The organism is Vibrio sp. Hal054 (genome assembly GCF_037162405.1).
GTDB lineage: Bacteria > Pseudomonadota > Gammaproteobacteria > Enterobacterales > Vibrionaceae > Vibrio > Vibrio diazotrophicus.
Map to the genome: position 1 here is coordinate 556,389 of NZ_JARLUT010000001.1, position 24,995 is coordinate 581,383.

Annotated in this window: 22 protein-coding genes and 1 pseudogene; 17 read left to right on the plus strand and 6 right to left on the minus strand. The window is 42.7% G+C overall.

Going from position 1 to position 24,995, the window contains the following annotated elements; all coding sequences use genetic code 11:
• Positions 1 to 38: 38 nt before the first annotated feature.
• On the plus strand, positions 39 to 737 hold the full coding sequence (gene phoU, locus P4S58_RS02525; RefSeq protein WP_042489618.1) for a phosphate signaling complex protein PhoU: 699 nt from the start codon (positions 39 to 41) through the stop codon (positions 735 to 737).
• Positions 738 to 759: 22 nt separating this feature from the next.
• Here phoU and P4S58_RS02530 read toward each other — a convergent pair whose 3' ends face one another.
• Both P4S58_RS02530 and P4S58_RS02535 read right to left on the minus strand, forming a co-directional pair.
• Positions 760 to 1,509: a copper homeostasis protein CutC gene (locus tag P4S58_RS02530; protein ID WP_102969657.1), complete on the minus strand. Its 750-nt coding sequence runs from the start codon at positions 1,507 to 1,509 to the stop codon at positions 760 to 762.
• Positions 1,510 to 1,721: 212 nt separating this feature from the next.
• Positions 1,722 to 2,333, minus strand: coding sequence for a peroxiredoxin C (locus tag P4S58_RS02535; protein WP_042489622.1), 612 nt, complete (start codon positions 2,331 to 2,333; stop codon positions 1,722 to 1,724).
• 198 nt (positions 2,334 to 2,531) lie between these two features.
• Here P4S58_RS02535 and P4S58_RS02540 point away from each other — a divergent pair.
• The 5 genes and pseudogenes from P4S58_RS02540 to P4S58_RS02560 all read left to right on the plus strand — a co-directional run bounded on the left by P4S58_RS02540 (position 2,532) and on the right by P4S58_RS02560 (position 10,041).
• Positions 2,532 to 3,436: pseudogene (locus P4S58_RS02540) on the plus strand (hydrogen peroxide-inducible genes activator).
• Between the two features lie 672 nt (positions 3,437 to 4,108).
• A complete protein-coding gene (gene aceB, locus P4S58_RS02545; protein ID WP_102969656.1) occupies positions 4,109 to 5,746 on the plus strand; it encodes a malate synthase A in 1,638 nt (545 codons plus the stop codon).
• A gap of 110 nt (positions 5,747 to 5,856) precedes the next feature.
• Complete coding sequence (gene aceA / locus P4S58_RS02550) at positions 5,857 to 7,161, plus strand: isocitrate lyase (RefSeq protein WP_102969655.1); 1,305 nt, start codon at positions 5,857 to 5,859, stop codon at positions 7,159 to 7,161.
• 332 nt (positions 7,162 to 7,493) lie between these two features.
• The gene (locus P4S58_RS02555; RefSeq protein ID WP_102969654.1) at positions 7,494 to 8,657 is read left to right on the plus strand and encodes an EAL domain-containing response regulator; all 1,164 of its coding nucleotides are present in this window, start codon (positions 7,494 to 7,496) and stop codon (positions 8,655 to 8,657) included.
• The gene (locus P4S58_RS02560) at positions 8,620 to 10,041 is read left to right on the plus strand and encodes a GGDEF domain-containing protein (protein ID WP_181461009.1); all 1,422 of its coding nucleotides are present in this window, start codon (positions 8,620 to 8,622) and stop codon (positions 10,039 to 10,041) included. Before P4S58_RS02555 ends, P4S58_RS02560 begins: the two co-directional genes overlap by 38 nt.
• Positions 10,042 to 10,143: 102 nt before the next feature.
• On the opposite strand, the gene P4S58_RS02565 is transcribed toward P4S58_RS02560, so the two are convergent.
• The 3 genes from P4S58_RS02565 to P4S58_RS02575 all read right to left on the minus strand — a co-directional run bounded on the left by P4S58_RS02565 (position 10,144) and on the right by P4S58_RS02575 (position 13,980).
• Positions 10,144 to 11,202: a type IV pili methyl-accepting chemotaxis transducer N-terminal domain-containing protein gene (locus P4S58_RS02565; protein WP_102968362.1), complete on the minus strand. Its 1,059-nt coding sequence runs from the start codon at positions 11,200 to 11,202 to the stop codon at positions 10,144 to 10,146.
• Positions 11,203 to 11,308: 106 nt separating this feature from the next.
• Entirely contained in the window at positions 11,309 to 13,243 is a 1,935-nt protein-coding gene (locus P4S58_RS02570; RefSeq protein WP_102968361.1) for a methyl-accepting chemotaxis protein, read from the minus strand.
• A 287-nt stretch (positions 13,244 to 13,530) separates the two neighbouring features.
• Entirely contained in the window at positions 13,531 to 13,980 is a 450-nt protein-coding gene (locus tag P4S58_RS02575) for a CBS domain-containing protein (RefSeq protein ID WP_042489641.1), read from the minus strand.
• Positions 13,981 to 14,233: 253 nt separating this feature from the next.
• Here P4S58_RS02575 and queA point away from each other — a divergent pair, with 253 nt between their 5' ends.
• The 5 genes from queA (at position 14,234) to secF (ending at position 19,878) form a co-directional block, all read left to right on the plus strand.
• Entirely contained in the window at positions 14,234 to 15,286 is a 1,053-nt protein-coding gene (queA, locus tag P4S58_RS02580; RefSeq protein WP_102963915.1) for a tRNA preQ1(34) S-adenosylmethionine ribosyltransferase-isomerase QueA, read from the plus strand.
• 144 nt (positions 15,287 to 15,430) lie between these two features.
• Positions 15,431 to 16,570 carry a tRNA guanosine(34) transglycosylase Tgt gene (gene tgt, locus P4S58_RS02585; RefSeq protein ID WP_042489645.1) on the plus strand — a complete coding sequence of 380 codons (1,140 nt, stop codon included), beginning with the start codon at positions 15,431 to 15,433 and terminating at the stop codon, positions 16,568 to 16,570.
• A gap of 139 nt (positions 16,571 to 16,709) precedes the next feature.
• A complete protein-coding gene (gene yajC, locus P4S58_RS02590) occupies positions 16,710 to 17,042 on the plus strand; it encodes a preprotein translocase subunit YajC (RefSeq protein WP_102954642.1) in 333 nt (110 codons plus the stop codon).
• Positions 17,043 to 17,062: 20 nt separating this feature from the next.
• Positions 17,063 to 18,916 carry a protein translocase subunit SecD gene (secD, locus tag P4S58_RS02595; protein ID WP_102954643.1) on the plus strand — a complete coding sequence of 618 codons (1,854 nt, stop codon included), beginning with the start codon at positions 17,063 to 17,065 and terminating at the stop codon, positions 18,914 to 18,916.
• Positions 18,917 to 18,930: 14 nt separating this feature from the next.
• The gene (gene secF / locus P4S58_RS02600) at positions 18,931 to 19,878 is read left to right on the plus strand and encodes a protein translocase subunit SecF (RefSeq protein WP_102968359.1); all 948 of its coding nucleotides are present in this window, start codon (positions 18,931 to 18,933) and stop codon (positions 19,876 to 19,878) included.
• A 121-nt stretch (positions 19,879 to 19,999) separates the two neighbouring features.
• Here secF and suhB read toward each other — a convergent pair whose 3' ends face one another.
• Complete coding sequence (gene suhB / locus P4S58_RS02605; protein WP_042489653.1) at positions 20,000 to 20,803, minus strand: inositol-1-monophosphatase; 804 nt, start codon at positions 20,801 to 20,803, stop codon at positions 20,000 to 20,002.
• Positions 20,804 to 20,982: 179 nt separating this feature from the next.
• Here suhB and trmJ point away from each other — a divergent pair, with 179 nt between their 5' ends.
• The 6 genes from trmJ (at position 20,983) to hscB (ending at position 24,985) form a co-directional block, all read left to right on the plus strand.
• The gene (gene trmJ, locus P4S58_RS02610) at positions 20,983 to 21,714 is read left to right on the plus strand and encodes a tRNA (cytosine(32)/uridine(32)-2'-O)-methyltransferase TrmJ (RefSeq protein WP_102954645.1); all 732 of its coding nucleotides are present in this window, start codon (positions 20,983 to 20,985) and stop codon (positions 21,712 to 21,714) included.
• 113 nt (positions 21,715 to 21,827) lie between these two features.
• Positions 21,828 to 22,349 carry a Fe-S cluster assembly transcriptional regulator IscR gene (iscR, locus tag P4S58_RS02615; RefSeq protein ID WP_042489657.1) on the plus strand — a complete coding sequence of 174 codons (522 nt, stop codon included), beginning with the start codon at positions 21,828 to 21,830 and terminating at the stop codon, positions 22,347 to 22,349.
• 31 nt (positions 22,350 to 22,380) lie between these two features.
• Positions 22,381 to 23,595 carry an IscS subfamily cysteine desulfurase gene (locus P4S58_RS02620; RefSeq protein WP_042489658.1) on the plus strand — a complete coding sequence of 405 codons (1,215 nt, stop codon included), beginning with the start codon at positions 22,381 to 22,383 and terminating at the stop codon, positions 23,593 to 23,595.
• Positions 23,596 to 23,631: 36 nt separating this feature from the next.
• Positions 23,632 to 24,015, plus strand: coding sequence for a Fe-S cluster assembly scaffold IscU (iscU, locus tag P4S58_RS02625; protein ID WP_042489659.1), 384 nt, complete (start codon positions 23,632 to 23,634; stop codon positions 24,013 to 24,015).
• A gap of 66 nt (positions 24,016 to 24,081) precedes the next feature.
• Positions 24,082 to 24,405 (plus strand): iron-sulfur cluster assembly protein IscA, encoded by a 324-nt coding sequence (gene iscA / locus P4S58_RS02630; protein ID WP_042489660.1) that lies wholly within the window; start codon positions 24,082 to 24,084, stop codon positions 24,403 to 24,405.
• Between the two features lie 64 nt (positions 24,406 to 24,469).
• Positions 24,470 to 24,985, plus strand: a complete 516-nt coding sequence (gene hscB, locus P4S58_RS02635) for a co-chaperone HscB (protein WP_042489661.1) — start codon at positions 24,470 to 24,472, stop codon at positions 24,983 to 24,985.
• Positions 24,986 to 24,995: the final 10 nt, after the last annotated feature.

Below are 24,995 nucleotides of genomic sequence, written 5' to 3' on the forward strand. Positions count from 1 at the left end.
AGTTTTTGCAGAAGAACTTTGCGAGTTAAGGAACCATCATGCAGTTAGGTCGCCACATCTCTGGTCAATTCAACGTTGAGCTTGAATCCATTCGTACGCATGTGTTAACCATGGGTGGATTGGTTGAGCAGCAGCTTTCGTTCGCGATGCAAGCGGTGAATAAGCAGGATATTGAGCTTGCAAGAAAGGTGGTGCGTGATGATCACAAAGTGAATGCAATGGAAGTATCGATTGATGAAGCATGCACTCGCATTATCGCTAAGCGTCAGCCTGCGGCAAAAGATCTGCGTTTGATTATGGCGATCATCAAAACCATTACTGATCTCGAACGTATTGGTGATGTTGCAACCAAGATGGCCTATGTGGCTATTGAAAGCCCTTCCTCTAAAGAGAGTCACTTTCAGGTGTCTCTAGAACCGCTATGTCGTAGTGCCGTAGCCATGCTGCACAAAGTCTTGGATGCCTTTGCCCGTATGGATGTGGAAGCCGCAGCAGAAGTGTATAAGCTGGACGATAAGTTAGATAAAGAGTACGAATCTGTGATTCGTCAGTTGATGACTTATATGATGGAAGACCCGAAAAACATCCCGCATATTTTGCAAGTGATGTGGTCAGCTCGTGCGATTGAGCGTGTTGGCGATCGTTGCCAGAATATCTGTGAATACATCATCTACTTTGTTAAAGGCAAAGACGTTCGCCACTTGGGCGAACAGTCTATAGACGATGCGTTACGTTAAAATTGAACGCTAATCGTCAGCACTAAAACGATTTTACAATTTCTACGACTTTGCGAATGGCTTCTGGATTCGTCACAGGGACGATGAAGTCATCGAGGTTTTGATTGCCCATTTTGGCGCTGTTTGCCACCAACGTCATGTGGCTTGCTCGCGTTGATTTTCCGGATAAGTGCACTTCTTTGACCAAGGTTTGAGTGACAATGGCATCCACGTTGTCACTTGATACACCTGCTCCCGCCATAATGGATAAGCGTCCATCTGCAAGTTGTACCATGTCTGCGATGACATCTGCCCCCGCTAATGCATTGCTGGCGAGACCTGAAGTTAGTACTCGCTCACAGCCGAGTTCGATGATGTCTTCTAATGCTTGGCGATAGTCGTGGCATTGATCGATGGCGCGATGAAAAGTGACACCTAATCCATTGAGTTTGGCGTGATTGACGATTCGGGCGCATTTCTGAATATCAACCTTCCCTTCAGCAGTAAGAATACCAAACACGATACCTTGTAAGCCCGCTTCAGCCGCCGCATCAATGTCATACAACATGGACTCCATATCGTCTTCATCGTAAAGGAAATCGCCTTGGCGAGGGCGGATCATGGCATAAACAGGAATAGACGAAATTCTCGCAGCTTGCTTCATCATGCCAAAACTTGGTGTGAGTCCACCTAAAGCCAAAGAAGAGCAAAGTTCGATGCGGTTGGCACCGCCTTCGATCGCTAAATGTAGAGATTCTAGATTGTCGATACACACTTCGATGTTGTAGTTCATGATTGGCTCGCAGCTGTTTGATGTGGGGATAAGTGTATACCAATCAGCGATGTTTTTATCTAATGGCTTGTGCGATCTTTTGCCCAATAAAAAAGCTCAAAGCGGATGCTTTGAGCTTTTACAAGACTTTACTTCTTAACTGATTGGCGGTGCGTTATCGCTTTATATATTGTCCAACCATTAACCCGAGTTGAGCGCGGGCTAAGAAGTGATTACTTTTTGCCTAAATCGTCTGAGTGCTCAGATAGGAATGCTGCAACACCTTTAGGAGATGCGTCCATACCTGCTTTGCCTTCTTCCCATTGTGCTGGGCAAACTTCACCGTGTTTTTGGTGGAAGTTTAGTGCGTCAACCATGCGTAGCATTTCGTCGATGTTACGGCCTAGTGGTAGGTCGTTAACAACTTGGTGACGTACTAGACCGTCTTCGTCGATTAGGAAAGAACCACGGAAAGCAACGCCAGCTTCTGGGTGCTCAACATCGTAAGCTTTTACGATTTCGTGCTTAACGTCAGCAACTAGAGGGTATTTAACTTGACCGATACCGCCATCAGCGATAGCAGTGTTACGCCATGCGTTGTGAGAGAATTGAGAATCGATAGAAACACCGATCACTTCAACGCCTTTAGCTTGGAAGTCTTCAAAACGCTTGTCGAATGCGATCAATTCAGATGGGCAAACGAAAGTGAAATCTAGAGGGTAGAAGAATACAACTGCTTTCTTACCTTTAGTGAATTCTTTGAAGTTGAATGTATCAACGATTTCACCGTTACCAAGTACCGCAGCAGCAGTAAAATCAGGGGCTTGACGACCTACTAGTACCATTTTTTTGCTCCTAAGCATTAAATTATGATAAGCCGACTTTCATTGTTGTCGGCTTAGTCCATGTATGTACGAGACAAACTATAGTACATTTTCTTAAATAGAAAAAAGCGAATTAAATAGATTAACTTAATCGAAAAAAGCGATAATAGCCCAAATCATAATTCACTGAACCGAAATACCTCAAAGATAATAATTACTATGAATAAATGGCCAAGCTTAAAGCAGCTTCATTACTTAGTGACACTGCATGAAACCCGCCACTTCAGCGAGGCGGCATTACGTTGTTTTGTGAGTCAATCTACCTTGAGCAAAGGCATTCAAAACCTTGAAGAGTTAATTGGTTGCCCGCTGTATGAAAAGAAAGATAAAAAAGTCCTCTGGTTTTTACCCTTGCCGGAGAGCAGGTGGTAAAAAGAGGGCGAGAGCTACTCGCTAAAGGACAGGATTTAGTCGAAGTTGGTAAACTGTGTCAAACCGATGCGATGGAAGGGCAACTGAGACTGGGTTGTATCCCGACAATAGCGCCGTTTCTGCTGGTGGATTTGGTGCAAGAGGTTAACTTGCGTTATCCGAAGTTGCATCTTTTACTACGCGAAGATACTACGACGAATCTGCTTCAGAGCCTGAGAAATGGAGAGTTAGATGTTCTGATCTTGGCTCTGCCAATGGATATTGGAAATCTGGAAAGTCGCATTGTCGGCCGAGATGCTTTTCGTATGGTGATCAGCCGACATCAAGCCGATGCGATTCGAGTTCCCATTAAGTACGCAGACTTGCCTGATGAATCTGTATTCTTGTTGGAGAACGAACATTGCTTAACGGAACACGCGGTTTCTGCCTGTAAGCTAACAGAGAAAGAGAAGATTAATCCATTCACAGCCACGAGTTTACATACCTTAGTACAGATGGTTGCCAATGGATTGGGGACGACGTTTATCCCACAAATGGCGATTGAACACGGTCTATTAGAAAACCAGAATCTCGTGGTTATCGATCCTCCCGGTCAGCAGGCCTATAGGGAGATTGGTTTGATATGGCGTCCAAGTTCATCTCGCAGTCATACTTTTAACCTCCTTGCGGATTTGCTTTCAGAGATGTTGTAGCGCTTAGTCGCATGTCCTGCCGGTTGAGGTTTCTGCTTTTTACAGACTTTGAACACCTTATTCGCTCTTTGCTGAGTAGAAACTTCAATTGGTTCGCAAATATAGACGATCATCTTATAGTTAAAATGCACTGGTGAAGGTGCATTTTTTAGTTTTTTATACTTTTCGAATCGCTTTTTCTGTGAAATTTCACAAGACTAAAAATTATGAAGCTTTCATAAAATTGTAAAAATTCACAAAGTAAATTTTACAGTTTTTGTCTTGCTCGATGTTTAAAGAAAAACGGCTTTCTCCGTCTAAGCTACCACCACTTCTGCACTCTTTGATCTTCAAAGCGCCTTTGCTGTTGTTTAAAGCGATTTTACACTTCGATTTTTAATGTAATTATATTACGTAATTAATTACATTTTTGTTGCCTGCGAAGTACTTAAAATATCAACCGAACAAAACTTTGAATTTTGCCGATATGCATTTTTGGGCTTTTACTAAACCCCTTTGTAAGTTAGTGTTTGTTTAGGTTTTGTAGACCTATGTCTAGTCTTAAATACGTTGCAGTCTGATGTTGTTTGAGGGATTGTATAGGCATGGGAAGCAAGGAAGGCTCAGGAAATTAAAAATTCAATTTGTAGTTTTAAAGTTACAAATGAAATTTTAAATAAAAAGGAAGAAGATATGTTCGCTCAAACGTCAGATTCGAATATTGCTCTCGAGAGAGATGCTAGTTTTTGTTCCCGATTAAAAATCACTGGAGAGCTCAACTCAGAGCACGAAGCAATTTTTCCTAGTGAAGCGCAAGCTTTCTTATCGGAACTGTGTGTTCGTTATGCAGCAAGAGTCGATGAGTTACTTGCAGAGCGTGAACGTAAACAGCAAGCAATCGATAACGGTCAGTTGCCAGACTTCCTGAGTGAGACCAAAGATATTCGCGAAGGAAGCTGGAAAATCCTTGGTATTCCAAATGATTTACAGGATCGCCGTGTTGAAATTACGGGGCCAACTGATCGCAAAATGGTGATCAATGCTCTGAATGCAAACGTAAAAGTATTCATGGCTGATTTCGAAGACTCAATGTCTCCAGCTTGGGATAAGGTTTTGGATGGTCAAATCAACTTGCGAGACGCAGTGAATGGCACCATCAGTTATACCAATCCAGACAACGGCAAAAACTATCAACTCAAGGAAGACCCAGCGGTACTGATTTGTCGCGTACGAGGTCTGCATCTACGTGAAAAACATGTCACGTTTGACGGACAGATTATTCCGGGAGCGTTGTTAGATTTCGCTTTGTATTTCTTCAATAACTACAAAGCTCTGTTGAAAAAAGGCAGTGGCCCTTATTTCTACCTGCCAAAACTGCAAGCGTATCAAGAGGCGAAATGGTGGAGTGATGTTTTCCATTTCACCGAAGACTACTTTGGTTTAGAAACCGGCACCATCAAAGCCACGGTACTGATTGAAACACTACCTGCAGTTTTCCAGATGGATGAAATTCTGTTTGCACTGAAAGAACACATTGTTGGCCTCAACTGCGGTCGATGGGATTACATCTTCAGTTATATCAAAACTCTGAAAAAACACGCTGACCGTGTACTCCCTGACCGCCAAGTTGTGACGATGGATAAACCATTCCTCAACGCTTACTCGCGCTTACTGATTTATACCTGTCACAAGCGTGGAGCATTTGCGATGGGAGGTATGGCGGCATTCATTCCAGCCAAAGACCCACAAGTGAATGCACGGGTTCAGGACAAGATTCGCAATGACAAATTGTTAGAAGCGAATAACGGTCATGATGGCACGTGGGTTGCTCACCCTGGGCTTGCCGACACTGCAATGGATGTTTTCAACCAAGTACTTGGTCAACGCAGCAATCAGCTCGACATCAGCCGTATGTCTGATGCGCCTATCACCGCCGAAGAACTATTAGCGCCATGTGAAGGTGTAAGAAGTGAAGAGGGGATGAGACACAACATTCGTGTTGCGCTGCAGTACATCGAAGCTTGGATCTCCGGCAATGGCTGTGTACCGATTTACGGACTAATGGAAGATGCCGCGACAGCAGAAATCTCGCGCACTTCAATTTGGCAGTGGATACAACATGAAAAATCGCTGGATAACGGTCAGACCGTAACCAAAGAGCTGTTCCGTCAGTATCTTGGCGAAGAAATTGAGGTGGTGAAATCAGAACTGGGTGAAGAACGTTTTAACTCTGGCAGATTTAGCGAAGCCGCTGAGCTGATGGAGAAACTCACCACCAGTGATGAGTTGACCAATTTCTTAACCGTACCGGGTTACGAATATTTAGATTAAGCAAAACCTATAACCAATAACAACATTAACGTGAAACAAAAATAGTCAGATCAAAATCAGCGAATGCAGTACTGATTGCGAAAGGACGCTCATATCAAGAGGGATAGATTATGACACTGACACGCCGCCAACAAATTGAAGCGTTAGAAAAAGATTGGGCAACGAATCCTCGTTGGAACAACGTAAAACGCACTTATACCGCTGAAGAAGTGGTGAACCTACGTGGTTCAATTACTCCAGCGAATACGATTGCACAACGTGGTGCAGAAAAACTGTGGTCACTGGTTAATGGCAGTGCCAAGAAAGGTTATGTGAACTGTTTAGGTGCGTTAACCGGCGGTCAGGCTGTACAGCAAGCAAAAGCGGGTATTGAAGCTATTTACCTATCAGGCTGGCAGGTTGCTGCTGATAACAACACGGCATCAACAATGTATCCAGACCAATCACTTTACCCTGTAGACTCAGTACCGAGCGTGGTTAAGCGAATCAATAACTCTTTCCGCCGTGCGGACCAGATTCAATGGTCAAATGGTGTAACTCCAGAAGAAGGCGTTGATTACTTCCTACCGATTGTTGCGGATGCGGAAGCGGGTTTTGGTGGCGTACTCAATGCTTATGAATTGATGAAGTCTATGATTGAAGCGGGTGCGGCAGGGGTTCACTTTGAAGACCAACTTGCATCAGTGAAAAAATGTGGCCACATGGGCGGGAAGGTTCTGGTACCTACTCAAGAAGCGGTACAAAAACTGATTGCTGCACGTTTAGCGGCTGACGTTGCGGGCACAACGACTCTGGTTATCGCACGTACTGATGCGAATGCGGCAGACCTGCTTACTTCAGATTGCGACCCATACGATGCTGACTTCATTGTCGGCGAGAGAACCAGCGAAGGTTTCTATCGTGTACGTGCTGGTATTGATCAAGCGATTGCACGTGGTCTTGCGTATGCACCTTATGCTGACCTTGTTTGGTGTGAAACAGCGAAACCGGATCTGGATGAAGCGCGTAAGTTTGCCGAAGCAATTCTTGCTGAGTACCCAGATCAATTGCTGGCTTATAACTGTTCGCCATCATTTAACTGGGAGAAGAACCTTGATGCAGAAACCATTGCTAAGTTCCAGCAAGAGCTTTCTGACATGGGTTACAAGTACCAGTTCATTACATTGGCGGGTATTCATAACATGTGGTTCAACATGTTTGAGTTGGCACACGCATACGCTCAAGGTGAAGGTATGCGTCACTATGTTGAAATGGTTCAACGTCCTGAGTTTGCTGCGGCTGAAAAAGGCTACACCTTTGTTGCTCACCAGCAAGAAGTGGGAACAGGCTATTTCGATAAGATGACCAACACTATCCAAGGCGGAAATTCATCGGTTACTGCCCTTACTGGTTCCACTGAAGAAGACCAGTTTTAAAAACCATTGATAATAACTTTTTCTGTGCATGAACTTTGAGCGGCTTCGGCCGCTCTTTTTTTGTTAGTTAAATTGTTACAGCTAGAAATATATTTCGTCGTCAATATTAGAACTAGGGCGTAGGAAAATTCTTTTATTATCGTGCCTTATTTTTAATATTTGAATAAGTGTAATTAATTCAATCAGTTAAAATGAATATATAAATATCCATTGTTTGACATTACCTCCCACTGAATAAACAATCCACAGTTCGTCGGTGGTTTACATAGCTGTTTAAGTGTGAAGCTATATAAATTCGTTAACATTCACGTTGTAAAAGTAAATTGATACCTATGAAAGAACTCGCAGCTTTAATTGTCGATGATAACCCAATACAGTTAAGCGCGATGGAACGCCAATTAACCAAATTCGGCATGACCAAGCTAATGACCTGTAACAGTGGTCAGGAAGCATTGCATGCTGTTTCTGAACATCAGTTTGACATTATATTCAGTGACATCATGATGCCCGGAATGGACGGTATCACTCTGATCCGTAACTTAGATAATATTGGTTATCAAGGTGCTTTGGCTATTACCAGTAGTGTCGAAAGCTCTATCATTTCCTCATTAACGTACATGAGTAAGAAACTTGGTTTTTCCAATGTTTATGAACTGAAGAAGCCTGTTTTGGATTCTGTTTTGGAAGAGATGTTTCAAAAAGAAGCCATCATCAAGAAAACTGCGATTAAACAGAAACTAAAATCGGTTGATATGGAAGAGTTGGTTAATGCTCTACAACAAGGTCAGTTTAAAAACTACTATCAGCCACAGTTAGACTACACCACCGGCAAGATTGTTGGGCTAGAAGCGCTTGCTCGTTGGGTTCACCCGAGCAAAGGTATGATTTTTCCCGATATCTTTATCCCGATGTTGCATGACGGAGGAATGGAGTATCACTTGTTCAAAGTCGTTCTCGATAATGTGTTGTCGGATCTTTCTGAAAATCGAATTCAATGTCGTGTGGCAATTAACGTCACGCAGCAAGATCTTGAGATTCCAAGTTTTGCCGATTACCTGTTGGAGCAATGCACTCATCACGCGGTTGATCCTAGTCTGATAACGCTTGAGCTGACAGAGCAGGATATCTACAACGAATCGATTGAAATGATCACCAATGTAACGCGCATGCGTTTATATGGTGTGGGTATCTCAATTGATGACTTTGGTACTGGTAGCTCGTCTTATCTCAAGCTCTCTCATTTGCCATTTACTGAAATTAAAATCGATAAGAATTTCGTTTTTGGCTGTCTGAGCAATACCACGAAGCAGTCAATTATACGCAGCATGTGTACACTTTCTAAAGGTTTACATATCAATCTCGTATCTGAAGGGGTTGAAGACGACGCCACTTGGAAGCTAATGCAGAGTTTGGGTGTGGATGTCTGTCAGGGATATTTGACGGGGAGACCAATGCCGATTGAAGCTCTCAGCCTTTTTGATGTTCATCAGCGCTAAGTTGACTCACTACACATCCATGATGCGCTACTTTAAAATCTCAGTTGTTGCTCTTCTTGTTAGCACTTCTCTGTTCTACGCCATTATATCTTTCAATATGGAAAGACTGGTAAACGGGAAATTCACCCATGTTGATTCCATCGTAAAAACGTTAGAAATCAAAAAACAGAAAATGATTCTTCTTGGGCTGCTGGCTGAAACTGAGCGTCAGTTACCTGTGCTAATCAATGATTCAAATCTTGAGGAGTATGAAGTTTACAGTTATGCCGTTGAAGGGCATGAAGAGCTGACAGAAAATGAGCGTACCATCATCCGAGTCATGCAGCTCAGCAATAAGTATGTTCCTTCGCTATTCGATTCCAAAGATGTATTTATGTACTTTCGTTCCTATGAAGGAAAGAAGATTTTTACTCATGAACTGCTCCCTGACTTTCCAATTTCAGAAGAACTTTTCGGTATTGAACGTTGTAGCATAACCGAAACGTGCTCGATATATGCTCGGCCATTTCAATTGATCGATAGAGTCATTGTCTCCCCTGTGTATAAAGACTTATTGTCAGGTGCTTACATTATGTCTATGTCGTCACCGGTAAGGGACTTTTCCACCAAAAAAATCGTTGGTGACTTTGTTGTCGATCTTCACATCCCGGTGTCTTGGGATCATGGTTTAACGTTTAGAACAGAAAAAAACAACAGCTTTAAAAGTACCATATTTGAGCATATGAATATTAACTTTGGCCGTACTTATACCCGTGAACACATCACTGATAATCGAAGTCGGATCATTTATAAACTCTCATCATCGAATATTGCCATTGAATTTTTCTGGCTATGGGCGATTCTCTTTGTTTGTGCTTTCTTTGTTTACTGGAAATGGGACGATTCCCGCTATAGCCGTAATCTGCTTAAGAAAGTGCTTATTTCAGCAAATGAAGACGAACTGACTGGCTTGTACAACCGTAAAATATTCAAAGAAGACGAATTCATTTTTGCAACATCAAATAAGAAAACCAGTGTTATTGCAATTGACGGCAACAAAATAAAGAAAATTAACGATTTGTTTGGCCATGCGATTGGAGATAAAGCGATCAAACATATTGCGGACTCTATGAAAATCGTATTTGGTTATGATGGCTATTTGGTTCGAAACGGTGGTGATGAATTCATTGTCGTCTTACCAGATTGTGACATAGACACAGCGGAAGCACTCGCTGATCAACTGAAAAGTGAAGTCCGTTCTTCTGTTATTGAACCAACGAGTATGCGGGTATCAGTGGCTACGGGTGTGACTGAAAAAGAAGAGTTTGAGAGTATTGAAGCGGCCATTTTACGAGCAGATGAAAGCTTATACCGAGACAAATATCAGCTATCTTGCTCTAGTTAGATATTTCATATTTATTTGTAATCCTAAAAAGCTGCCAATAAGGCAGCTTTTTTTGTCGCTAGATCTCAAAGTGTTGAGTTGTCGTGACCGTTTTAGGCACCCTTATTTGTTGAATGAATGCAGGTACTTGGCAAAAATGGGAGCAACAGTTTCTAGCAGTGATAGCTTGTATTCACTCTGGCAGCTTAGCGTTCCTACAATGACATTTTTGTACATCAACGGAAAGGTATAGAGTAGTTCGCTATTCTTGGTTCCTTGTGATACTGCAATTGACTCTTCTTTGTCTGCGCTTTTCCATTCTAATGCTATATATGAGACCGCATCTAAATCCTGAATAAGGCTGATAGCTGATTCCAGCTTATTTTGGTGTGGCTCAGAGTTAAGAAGAATAATCGAGAGCTTGGAGAGCAAAACGTTTTCTTCTACTGCCAGTTCCAAGGCTTGGTTGTTTTGGCTAAGTGACAGCTCCAACCCAGAGTAAATATGTCCCATCTTTTCCGCCATACGATGAAAAGTGGAAGATAGAAGACCAATTTCATTGTTGAGGTGGTAATCAAGCTCAATACCGAAGTTACCCAGACGAATGTTTTGACTTGCATTAGATAATTGAACGATAGGGCCAACAACCTTATGGTTAATGTAATGCACAAAGTAAATCACTATTAACCCGACTAGCAATAGCCCGATAGAGCTTATCCAGATCAAATAATGAAATTTGTTTTCTGAGTGAAGTTGGATGTTGTATACCAGCTCGTCAATGATATCGACAAAACTCGGAATGATAAGTAGAACCTCTTGTTCTCTTTGTGTGAGCAGCTTTTCTTTAATGCTTTCCCAGTGCCTAGCCACTTGAAAATAGTGGGTCTTGATTTCGTTAGTTGAGTGCCAGTCTGTAACGGATTTTAGAGCATCTGAGTACAGTACCGAGTCGTATTTCTCTATGTACTTGAGTTTATTCTCTGAGTTGTTTGTTGTGATGTCATAAGCAAGGCGATAGCTTTGCATTCGCAAAGAGCCAGACAGATTAATAATTTCTGCATCTTTATCTAAAGAAATAAAAATAAGCGCTGAAAAAATACTGATCACAGTGCATAGAGCAACAATGAGTGACATCGAATAGGAGGTTATGCCTGAGATAGATTTGTACTTTTTTAATTTCATAAGGTTGCAACGAAGACACGAATTGAGAGAAAAATGGTTATTTCGGCAGAAAAACAAACAGCCGGATAAAAATCCAGCTGTTTACTTTCACTGTTTGCCAAGGTGATTATTTCAGCTTGAAGAAACGCATCAATTCCGCAAGTGACACTGACATTTTTGCCAGCTCTTGTGATGCTTGATTACTGTCTGAAACCATGTTGACTGTTTGGTCTACTTTGTCACGAACGACCGTGATGCTTTCACTGATCATCTCTGCTGTTGTGCTTTGTTCTTCTGTTGCTGTTGCAATCTGAGTATTTAGGTTGTTGGTTTGAGCGACGCTCTCGGTAATAGTTGAGAATGCCACATTTGCCGATTCAGACTGTGTCACCGTCTCTTCAAGCATTGTTTGGCTTGCATTGATAGACTCTACAACATGAGAGGTATTGGTTTGAAGGGTGGTGATTTGACCTTCAATCTTTTCAACTGCTTTTTGCGTTTGCTGCGCTAACTGTCGGACTTCATCTGCCACAACAGCAAAACCACGACCTTGTTCACCTGCTCGAGCCGCTTCAATCGCTGCGTTGAGTGCAAGAAGGTTTGTTTGCTCTGCAATGTTTTGAATCACATTCATTACATCGCCAACTTCTTCAGTACCAGTGCGAAGAGTTGAAATTTCTGCACTTAGGTCACCCATTTGTTGAGCAAGAGAACTGATTTTCTCCATCGACGATGACATGACTGTCATGCCTTTGTTTGCTTCTTCAGTTGCAGATTCAGCTTCTTGAGACGCAGTATTCGCACCAACAGCCACTTCATTAATTGCCGCAGACATTTCATTCATTGCAGTAGCAACTTGATCAGTCTCTTGTTGCTGAGTAATAGAGCTTTGCAAAACTTCGTGGTTGATAGCCGATAGCTGCTCTGAAGCAGAAGCCAGCATTTCACAGTTTTGTGTAATCTCTTCTACTGTGCTGTAGAATTTCTGTTCCATTTGACCCAGTGAGATGCGCATTTGTGCTACTTCATCAACACCCTCGACAGTGTGGTTAGTATGTAACTCACCATTAGCCATGCGTTCAATAATGGATTTGGTGGTATTAATTGGACCTGTGATACTGCGAGTAACCCATTGACAAATTAACATCACCAGCGGCATTGAAATCACTAAAGCCATAATGACAGTTAATACTGCACTTTCAGCAACATCTGAAACTTGTTGTGCAAGCTTCGTTTGGCTGTCAAATGAGTTTTGCTTAATGTCAACGATATTATTTGTGATTTGGTTCCCTAAATTGGCTAGGTTTACATACCAAATTTCGTTACGTTGACCAATGATTGAAAATATCTCTTCAATGTTGCGATTAAAGACATCAACTTGTTTAACGACAGTGCCATTACGATACTGCGGATAAGTTTTATCGAACTCAATCATCATTTTTTGCAGTTGAGCAAATGCACTTTGGTAAAGTTCAAAGTCTTTCTCATCGTTGTCAACGAGGAAGTTAGTAGCGTGTTGCAGCGCGATGGTAAATTGATATTCCGTTTCAATCACACTTTCAAAAAGGTCCATATTGATGCTTGCGCTGTTGTTACGAAGTTGACTGATATGCTTTTGTAGTTCTTCAGTTACAGACTGGTTCGCGCGCACAAGTTCATTTCTGCGCTGCATTAAATTTTTCACTTCATTCAGTTCAGCTTCGTACTTATTGACACTATTTTTCATACCAGTAAGAAGTGTCACCTGCTGCGGATAAATGCTGTTAGCGATCTCAGTTTGAATAATGCTTTCCGTTGCCTTGAGTTCGTTAACTGCATCGTTGAAGCTTTTATCGTCGCCGCTAGCGCGGAAAGTCAAAGCTCGAATGCGTGCCGTTAGCATGTGTTCTTGAACGTTACTTGCTTGAATGGCGTTTTGGTTTGCTTGTCTGAAATCATTGAAATCAGATTGAATTTTTTTGATCGCGAACGCAGCAACCCCTGAAATGATCAGAGTTGAAAGCGTCGTAAAGGCAATGATTAAGTATATTTTATACGATACCTTGGTGATTCTATTAAGCATGTGTTTCTTCTATGTGGACAAACGGAATTAGCCAAATTTTATACAACTAATCACTATCATCCAAAAATGTCCATAGTTGAGTGTGTTCTATAACATTTTGTTTTATATAGATAAATTTGTTTTGTATGACATAACCACAGGTCAAAAAAAACAATCCTACATCTGTGGGAGGAACTGTCTGACAAGGGCTGGGGTTTGTAAGGTAAGGCAGAGAAGTAAAGGTTAATATTATTGAATACTAACCTTTCATAAATGATGAGAAAGGGGCTGATTAAATGAAAATATCGTTATAGATCATCTTCAATTTCTTCAGGTTCTACTTCTTCTTGCAACTCAAGAAGACTCACTGCAATCGAGACAAAGTCGCTATCGGTAATAATTCCGACTAATTCTCCTTTAGCGAGGACAGGCAGACAGCCCACTTTGTGTTTCTGCATGTACATAGCACTTTCTTTTAGCCCCGCTTGAGGCGATACGCTCATTACTTGGGTATGCATGATTTCATAAAGCGGAGAGTCGTCCGTATACGAAGTGGTGCTTGAGGTTTTTTGCAGACTCGATTCTTGTGCGGCCAGTATGTCTCTTTGTGTTACGACACCAAGTAACCTTTTATTTGCATCGACAATAGGAATGTGTCGAATATCTAACGCTTCCATCATGTGTTTGGCATCAGAGAGTGTGTTTGAACGCAGTAATGTATGTGGATTACGAGTCATCATGTCTTCGACTTTAATCATATCCAACTCCTATCTCTTCAGGCTTGTAATAACGCGTTGGTTCTTGTTTAAAGCATAGTTTTTCTGCGGACAAATATCTGAGAGCTTGACCACTTTTATCTCGAATTGAGCGAATTCATCGTTGATTACAAACTATTGCTGATTCATTGGCGGTTAGTGGTGCACAATCCTGTATCTTGATGTGGCTTAGGTATATACTACCGCGCCGCGAAAAGATTCATCGCTAAACCCTGAAGAGAACGAATATACAGTCATGCAAGTTTCAGATTTTCATTTTGAACTTCCAGACGAGCTGATCGCTCGTTATCCAAAAGCAGACCGTACAGCCAGCCGTTTGCTGCAGTTGAACGGTAATACTGGTGCATTAACCGATAGCACCTTTAAAAATGTGCTCGACCTGGTAGAACCGGGTGATCTTTTAGTGTTTAACAATACCCGTGTTATTCCTGCTCGTATGTTTGGCCGTAAAGCCTCGGGGGGCAAACTCGAAGTATTGGTTGAGCGTATGCTTGATGAGCACACGATTCTTGCTCATGTTCGCTCTTCTAAGCCACCAAAGCCGAATACAGAATTGTATCTGGGTGAAAATGATGAATATCATGCAGTGATGGTTGCGCGTCATGATGCGCTGTTTGAAATTCGCTTTACGGACGAAAAAGCCGTATTGGAAATTTTAAATGACATCGGTCATATGCCATTGCCACCTTACATCGATCGCCCAGATGAAGATGCAGATAAAGAACGTTACCAAACGGTTTATAACCAGAAGCCAGGCGCGGTAGCTGCGCCAACGGCAGGTCTGCATTTTGATGAAACACTGCTTGAGCAAATCAAAGCTAAAGGTATTGAGTTTGCTTATGTCACTTTGCATGTAGGGGCTGGAACATTCCAACCTGTTCGTGTAGACAATATCAACGATCATCACATGCACGCAGAATACGTAGAAGTACCTCAAGAAGTGGTGGATGCGATTGCTGCAACCAAAGCTCGTGGCGGGCGTATTATTGCCGTAGGCACAACGTCTGTACGTTCTTTAGAAAGTGCTGCGCAAGATGCTTTAAGCAAAGGTACTGAGTTGGTTCCTTTCTTTGGTGACACTGAGATTTTTATTTTCCCAGGTTATCAATATCAGTTAGTGGATTGTTTGATTACCAATTTCCATCTACCTGAATCAACGCTAATTATGTTAGTAAGTGCATTCGCAAGCTATGAACATACTATGGCGGCCTATGAGCATGCTGTGAAAGAACAATACCGTTTCTTTAGTTACGGTGATGCAATGTTCATTACCAAGAGAACTATTTGAAGCGAAAAGCGTCATACTCTTGATTTATATTTGAAGCTATCTGGACACTTTTCCGGGTGGCTGTTTGTACCTAGGCTAGTGTTAATTTAATGCTGGGTGTAGGTATCAATCCGTCAGACTGTTTCTCTGACATTTGGAGGCTTTGTGAAACTACAATTCAATCTAAAAAAGAAAAATGGCAATGCACGTCGCGGTCAGCTGACTTTTGAACGTGGCACAGTGCAAACGCCAGCGTTTATGCCTGTCGGTACTTACGGCACGGTAAAAGGTATGACACCGGAAGAAGTGGCTGATACTGGCGCACAAATTCTGCTGGGTAACACTTTCCACCTATGGTTACGTCCTGGTCAAGAAGTAATGAAAATGCACGGTGACTTGCATGACTTCATGAACTGGCAAGGCCCAATCTTGACTGATTCAGGCGGTTTCCAAGTGTTCAGCCTTGGTGATATTCGTAAAATCACTGAGGAAGGTGTGCATTTCCGTAACCCAGTAAACGGTGACAAGATTTTCATGGACGCTGAGAAGTCTATGGAGATCCAAAAAGACCTTGGTTCAGACATCGTCATGATTTTTGATGAATGTACGCCATACCCTGCAACTCATGATGAAGCTAAGAAATCAATGGAGATGTCTCTTCGTTGGGCACAACGTTCTCGCGATCATTTTGACAAGCTTGAAAACCCGAACTCTTTATTCGGTATCGTTCAAGGTAGCGTATACGAAGACTTACGTGATGTTTCTGTAAAAGGTCTGACTGAGATTGGTTTTGATGGCTACGCTGTTGGTGGTCTTGCGGTTGGTGAACCAAAAGAAGACATGCACCGTATGCTTGAGCACACCTGTCCACAGCTACCGGAAGACAAACCTCGTTACTTAATGGGCGTTGGCAAACCGGAAGATTTAGTAGAAGGTGTACGCCGTGGTATCGATATGTTTGACTGTGTTATGCCAACACGTAACGCGCGTAACGGTCATTTATTCGTTACTGGCGGTGTAATCAAGATTCGCAACGCGGTTCATAAAACGGATACTTCTCCATTAGACCCGCATTGTGATTGTTACACTTGCAAAAATTACTCGAAATCGTATCTTCACCATTTAGATCGTTGTAATGAAATTTTGGGCGCTCGCCTGAATACCATTCATAACTTGCGCTACTACCAACGTTTGATGGAAAGTATCCGTACTGCGATTGATGAAGACCGTTTCGATCAATTTGTAGAAGAGTTCTACGCACGACGCAATCGTGAAGTTCCACCTCTACAAAAAGAGAAAGCTTAATGTTGATGCCAGCATGTGTGCTGGCATTAACGTAATTTCGTGCGCTAAGTTGGATTTATCTCTATTCCTGACTTGAATTCAACGTTGCGCAACCCAATAGATTTCAAACTAGACAAAACAACTTAGAGGACGTTTCTCAATGAGTCTAATTTCTGTAGCACACGCGGCTCCAGCTGGTACTTCAGCTGGTGGTGGTTTTGAAATGCTAATCATGCTTGGCATGTTCGCGGTAATCTTCTACTTCATGATTTACCGCCCACAATCAAAGCGTGTAAAAGAGCATAAAAACCTAATGGCTTCTATGGCTAAAGGTGATGAAGTGCTTACCAGTGGTGGATTAGTAGGTCGCATTACTAAAATTGCAGAAGACAACGATTATGTGTCTATTGCTCTTAATGAGAACAACGAAATCGTTCTTAAAAAAGACTTTATTACAGCAGTATTACCAAAAGGTACGCTGAAATCTCTATAAACAGCTAGAGGATCTTCTCTGTGCTAAACCGTTATCCGTTATGGAAGTACTTGATGGTGGTATTTGTTATTGCCGTCTCTGCTTTGTATGCACTTCCAAATATTTACGGTGAAGATCCAGCTATTCAAATTACAGGGGCGCGTGGCGCCTCTGTAGATCTGTCAACGCTGGATTCTGTCACTCAAGCGCTAGATAAAGCGCAGCTTTCTCATAAATCCATTGGTCTTGAAAATGGATCTATCCTTGTTCGATTTAATGACACAGATACTCAAATCAGCGCGCGCGATGTCGTAAGTGAAGCTCTGGGTAAAGACACGATTGTGGCATTAAACCTAGCAGCATCAACTCCTGATTGGCTTGAAGCAATAGGTGCAGCACCTATGAAGCTTGGTCTCGACCTTCGTGGTGGTGTTCACTTCCTGATGGAAGTAGACATGGATGCCGCGATGGAAAAACTGGTCAGTCAGCAAGAAGAAGCATTCCGCAGTGAACTGCGAGAAGACAAAATTCGCTACCGTGCAATTCGTCCTCTTAAAGATTCAGTAGAAGTGGTGTTACGTGATGCTGAGCAGCTTGCTCAAGCAAAAGCCTCTTTAGAAGCAAAACACCGCGATATGACATTCATTGCTTCTGATGAAAACAATCAATTCGTTCTCAAAGCGCAATTCTCTGAAACTCGTCTACAAGAAATTCGTAACTACGCTGTTGAGCAAAACATCAGCATCCTACGTAACCGTGTAAACGAACTGGGTGTTGCTGAGCCGTTGGTACAACGTCAAGGTGCAACTCGTATCGTCGTTGAACTGCCTGGTGTTCAGGATACTGCTCGTGCGAAAGAGATTCTTGGTGCAACAGCGACACTTGAATTCCGCGAAGTGGATGACAAGGCAGATTTAGCAGCAGCGGCTGCGGGTCGTGTACCTGCAGGCAGCGAAGTTAAGTTTGACCGTGAAGGTCGCCCTGCCGTGCTTAAAAAGCGTGTCATTCTTGGTGGTTCAAGCATCACTGATGCAAGCTCAAGCACTGATGAATATGGTCGTCCTCAGGTAAACATCTCACTGGATAGTGAAGGTGGCGCGAAGATGTCAGCGTTCTCTAAAAAGAACATTGGCAAGCTGATGGCTACGGTGTTTGCTGAATACAAAGACAGCGGTCGTAAGACTCCAGAAGGTAAAGTTATCTTAGTTAAGCACGAAGAAGTGGTTAACCAAGCAACGATTCAATCTGCTCTAGGCCGTAGCTTCCGTATTACCGGTATCGATTCAGCGGCTGAAGCTCATAACCTAGCTCTTCTATTACGTGCTGGTGCTCTGATTGCGCCAATCTCGATTGTTGAAGAACGCACCATTGGTCCATCTATGGGTCAACAGAATATCGATATGGGTATTCAAGCGTGTATCTGGGGTATGGTTGCAGTAATGCTGTTTACTCTACTTTACTACCGTAAGTTTGGCTTGATTGCCAACGTCGCACTGTTTGCCAACCTTGTATTGATCATCGGCGTGATGTCTATGATTCCAGGTGCAACAATGACCCTACCAGGTATTGCGGGTATTGTATTAACCGTAGGTATGGCAGTGGATGCGAACGTACTGATCTTTGAACGTATACGTGAAGAGCTGCGTGACGGGCGTAACCCTCAGCAAGCGATTCACCAAGGTTATGCGAACGCGTTCAGTACTATCGCCGATGCGAACATCACTACCTTAATCACTGCAATCATTCTGTTTGCTGTGGGTACGGGGGCGATCAAAGGTTTCGCGGTGACTCTGTCTATCGGTATTCTCACTTCAATGTTTACTGCAATTATCGGCACTCGTTGTATCGTCAACTTGTTGTACGGTGGTAAACGCATTAACAAATTGTCGATCTAAAGGTAGGAATTGGTATGTTTCAAATTCTGAAAACAGATAAATCGATCGACTTTATGCGTTGGTCGAAGTTCGCGTTCATTTTCTCGATACTCATGATCGGAGCTTCGATTTTCACACTATCGACAAAATGGCTGAACTGGGGCTTAGACTTCACTGGCGGTACATTGATTGAGGTTGGTTTTGAACAACCAGTAAACCTTGAAGAAATCCGTGTTGCGCTAGAAGCGAAAGGCTTTGGTGATGCAACGGTACAGAACTTTGGTTCAGCTAGAGATGTGATGGTTCGTCTTCGTCCACGTGAAAATGTGGCAAGTGAAGCTCTGGGTAACCAAATCTTAAGCGCAATTAAAGACGGTACTGGTGAATCGGTTGAAATGCGTCGTATCGAGTTCGTTGGTCCTAACGTAGGTGACGAACTAACAGAAGCGGGCGGTTTAGCGATTTTAGTATCGCTACTGTGTATTCTTCTGTACGTGTCTATGCGATTTGAGTGGCGTTTAGCGGCTGGTGCGGTATTAGCACTGGCGCACGACGTGATTATTACACTTGGTATTTTCTCGCTAGTGCAAGTAGAAGTGGACTTAACCATCGTTGCTGCATTGCTAACGGTAGTCGGTTACTCGCTCAACGATACCATCGTTGTATTCGACCGTATCCGTGAGAACTTCCGCAAGATGCGTAAAGGCGAACCTGCTGAAATTATGAATGACTCGATCACTCAAACATTAAGTCGTACCTTGATTACTTCAGGTACCACATTGTTTGTAGTTATCGCTCTGTTTGTTCAAGGCGGGCCTATGATTCACGGTTTCGCGATGGCACTTCTACTCGGTATCACAGTCGGTACTTACTCTTCAATCTATGTGGCTTCAGCCCTAGCATTGAAATTAGGTATTACTCGTGAGCACTTACTGACTCCACAAGTGGAGAAAGAAGGTGCCGAGTTCGACGAGATGCCATAAGAAGAAATGAAAAAGCCACTGAGTTCAGTGGCTTTTCTTTTGTCTCTTCAGTGACAGTCAGACACAAAAAAGCCCCAACTGTTAGGAAGGGGCTTTCTATTTATCAGCTGTGACGGAGCTGTTATTTCAGAATCGCACTGTTACCGTTTTCACGGATGTGGTTCAGAATAGCTTTCACACCGCGTGGGCTAGAGCCAACGATGTTGCCTGATTTCATGTAATCAGTACCGCCAGCGAAATCTGTTAGGATTGCGCCTGCTTCACGAGCAATTAGTTCACCTGCTGCAAGATCCCAAGGTTTCAAACCAAGTTCAAAGTAACCATCAACACGGTTAGAAGCTAGGTAACATAGGTCAAGAGCTGCAGAGCCAGTACGACGGAAGTCTGAACATTCAACAAATAGAGACGTCATAATCTTCATGTAAGATTCTGAGTGTTGCTTTTGTTTGAATGGGAAGCCAGTTGCCAACACGGCACCTTGCAGGTCTTTAATTTGTTTGATACGGATACGACCGCTGTTTAGCTGTGCACCTGAGCCACGTTGAGCTGTGAATAGCTCGTTTAGCATTGGGTTGTAAACACAAGCTACTTCAGTCTTGCCTTTAATACGAACAGCAATTGAAACGCAGAAGTGAGGTAAACCTTTTATAAAGTTTGTCGTGCCATCCAGTGGGTCAATAATCCATTGTACATCCTGATCTTTACCTTCGATCAGACCGCCTTCTTCGGCAATGATGCAGTGCTCTGGGTAAGAGCTTTTAATCGTAGAAACGATAATGTTTTCAGCTTCTTTGTCTACGTTAGTGACAAAGTCGTTCATGCCTTTTTGAGTGGCTTCGATTTTCTCAGGAGTTTCTAGAGATTTAGCAATATGATTGCCTGCCTTTCGCGCAGCGCGAATAGCAATGTTTAGCATAGGATGCATACGGATTTCCCAACGGATGTTAAAGAACGAAAAAGCGGTGCGCAGTATACCAAATGTTTATCAAAATGGAAGTGGTTATTTTTTATTCATTCGGTTCTGAGGGGAGTGAAGCTTCTGACCATTTTACTTAGGTTTATGTTAATATTCTGAGGTTATAAGTTGAGTAGCGTAAATACATCATGTTAAGCAATGTTAAAGTGGTTTTAGTGGGAACCTCTCATTCAGGCAATATCGGCTCTGCAGCACGTGCTATGAAAGTCATGGGTCTCAGCGAAATGGTCTTGGTTGATCCTCAGTGTGAGGTGGATGCTCAAGCTGTCGCATTGGCCGCTGGCGCAAGCGAAATCGCACTCAATGCTCGAATTGTTAATAGTTTAGAAGAAGCTGTAGAAGACTGTGGTTTAGTCGTTGGTTCTAGCGCTCGTTCAAGAACGCTTGAATGGCCAATGCTTGATCCTCGCGAATGCGGTGAGAAGTTTGCTATTGAAGGGCAAAAACATCCGGTTGCTTTAGTTTTTGGACGTGAACGTACAGGGCTAACCAATGAAGAACTGCAAACTTGCCATTACCACGTCTGCATCCCTGCAAATCCTGACTACAGCTCTCTAAATTTAGCCATGGCGGTTCAAACAATATGTTATGAAATCCGCGTTGCGCATTTAAATCAGGTTCAATCTCAATACGCGCCTCAAGCTGAAGAGGAATACCCTCGTCATAAAGAACTGGAAATGTTCTATGAACACCTTGAAAAAGTAATGATTGAAACCCAGTTCATCTCAGAGGCACAACCAGGCCAAGTGATGAACAAACTTCGTCGCCTTTTTAATCGTGCGCGTCCAGAAGCTCAAGAACTCAACATCTTACGTGGCGTTCTTACTGCTGTTGGAAAAAGTCTAGAGAATAAAGAATAACCATTTTTAGTTAATGGTTAAATACCTGACTATTTTAGTCAAATAAATACTTGACCATATTAGTCAGGTATGTGAAACTTCTAACCACATAATCAATGTGGATACGGTGTGATATGAGACTTACATCTAAAGGAAGATATGCGGTAACAGCCATGTTAGATGTGGCTCTGCATTCGCAACAAAGCCCAGTACCATTGGCAGATATTTCTGAACGCCAAGGCATCTCGCTTTCATATTTAGAGCAACTGTTTTCGAAATTACGTAAAGCAGGTTTAGTTGCTAGCGTTCGTGGTCCGGGCGGTGGCTATCGCTTAGGTATGAATGGCCACTCGATTTCAATTGGTACAGTGATTGCCGCAGTTGATGAATCCGTTGATGCAACTAAGTGTCACGGAAAAGGTGATTGCCAAGGTGGTACTCGCTGCTTAACACATACACTGTGGCGCGACCTAAGCTCTCGCATCAGTGACTTCCTTAACAACATCACTCTGGGTGAGCTGATGGTTGATAATGAAGTGCTAGAAATTTCAGATCGCCAAGATATCGATCTTGCGGTTAACCACGGGATTGCACACAAAAATTCGAACACAGTCACCATTGGTGCGGCACCCGTAGGTATTAATGTTCGTTCTTAAGAACGACGTTTACATTGCATTGGAGTAGAAAATGAAACTGCCTATTTATTTAGACTATTCAGCAACTTGCCCAGTTGATCCACGTGTTGCTGAAAAGATGGTTCAGTACATGACGATGGATGGTACTTTCGGTAACCCTGCATCTCGTTCTCATCGTTATGGCTGGCAGGCAGAAGAAGCTGTTGATACTGCTCGTGAGCAAATTGCAGAACTATTGAATGCTGACCCTCGTGAAATTATCTTCACTTCAGGCGCAACAGAGTCTAACAACCTAGCGATTAAAGGTGTTGCACACTTTTATCAAAAACAAGGTAAACACATCATTACCTGTAAAACTGAGCACAAAGCTGTACTGGACACTACTCGTCAGCTAGAGCGTGAAGGTTTTGAAGTGACTTATCTTGAGCCAGAAGCAAATGGCCTCATTGATCTACATAAATTAGAAGCAGCAATGCGTGATGACACCATTCTTGTTTCTATCATGCATGTGAACAATGAAATCGGTGTTATTCAAGATATCACTGCAATCGGTGAACTGTGTCGTTCACGTAAAATTGTTTTCCATGTAGATGCAGCGCAATCAGCAGGCAAATTGCCAATCGACGTTCAAGAGATGAAAGTTGACCTTATCTCTATGTCGGCGCACAAAATTTACGGTCCTAAAGGTATTGGTGCTTTATACGTACGTCGTAAACCACGTATTCGTCTTGAAGCGCAAATGCACGGTGGCGGCCACGAGCGTGGTTTCCGCTCAGGAACACTTCCAACTCACCAAATCGTGGGTATGGGTGAAGCATTCCGAATTGCAAAAGAAGAGATGCAACAAGATTTCGACCACGCTAAAAAACTGCGTGATCGTCTACTAGCTGGCATCAAAGATATGGAAGCAGTTTCGATCAACGGTGACCTAGAACAGCGTTTACCGAACAACCTAAACGTGAGCTTTGCTTTCGTTGAAGGTGAATCACTGCTTATGTCTCTGAAAGACCTTGCGGTATCTTCAGGCAGTGCATGTACATCAGCAAGCCTTGAACCATCGTACGTACTACGTGCTCTTGGTCTTAATGATGAATTGGCTCACAGCTCAATTCGTTTCTCATTCGGTCGTTTTACGACAGAAGAAGACATTGATTATGCGATTGAATTGATTCGTGTAGCTGTCAACAAATTACGCGACATGTCGCCACTATGGGATATGTACAAGGAAGGGGTAGATTTGAACACCGTTGAGTGGGCTCATCATTAATCTTTCCAGCGACTTAGAGGATTCGAGGTAACTATCATGGCATATAGTGAAAAAGTAATTGATCATTACGAGAACCCACGTAACGTAGGTTCATTTGACAAGGAAGATCCATCAGTAGGTAGCGGCATGGTTGGTGCACCTGCATGTGGTGACGTAATGCGTCTACAAATTAAAGTATCTCCTGAAGGCATCATTGAAGATGCAAAATTCAAGACTTACGGATGTGGTAGCGCAATCGCATCAAGCTCGCTTGTAACTGAATGGGTTAAAGGTAAATCAATTGACGAAGCAGCAGCGATCAAAAACGCTGAAATTGCGGAAGAACTAGAGCTACCACCAGTGAAAGTTCACTGCTCAATCTTGGCAGAAGATGCAATCAAAGCCGCTGTTGCGGATTACAAGAAAAAACATCAAGAATAATAAATGATTGGGGAGTAACCCTTTGTTACTCCCACTTTAATTAACAGAAGACCCAAAGGTAGCAGTATGGCCATTACTCTAACTGAATCAGCAGCACACCGAGTTAAAACCTTTTTGGATAACCGAGGAAAAGGTATCGGCTTACGTTTAGGCGTAAGAACGACTGGGTGTTCAGGTATGGCATACGTACTAGAATTCGTTGATGATCTTGAAGACGGTGACCAAGTCTTCGAAGATAACGGTGTGAAAGTTATCATTGATGCGAAAAGCTTGGTTTACTTGGACGGCACAGAGCTGGACTACAAAAAAGAAGGTTTGAATGAAGGCTTTGAATTCAACAACCCAAATGTCAAAGGCGAATGTGGTTGTGGTGAAAGCTTCAACGTCTAAGAGTTCTCTGAATTTAGGGTGAGCAAACGTTCATCCTAAATCGAATTAAAGGACCGATATCTACATGAATTATTTCGAATTATTTGGGCTACCAACTCAGTTTCAACTGGATGGTAGCCTTCTTTCTTCTCAGTTCCGTGAGTTGCAAAAGCGTTTTCATCCAGATAACTTTGCCACGGCTTCTGAGCGTGATCGACTGATGTCGGTACAAAAAACGGCAGAGATTAACGATGCCAATCAAATTTTAAAAAGCCCAATCTCTCGCGCAGAATACCTGCTGTCACTTAACGGCGTTGAACTCCGAGGTGAGCAGCAAACTCTTCAAGATCCAATGTTCCTGATGGAACAGATGGAACTGCGTGAAGAACTTGAAGCAATTACCGACAGCTCTGATGCGGAAAGTGCGCTGTTCGACTTTGATAGTAAAGTCGAGAAAATGTATAAACAGCACTTAATTCAAGTAGAGCAAGAGCTAAACAGTGAGCAGTGGAATACCGCAGCAGACACTGTTCGTAAGCTCAAATTTATTGCCAAATTAAAAAATGAAATAGAACGAGTCGAAGACAAACTCCTCGGCTAATTCTAAAAAA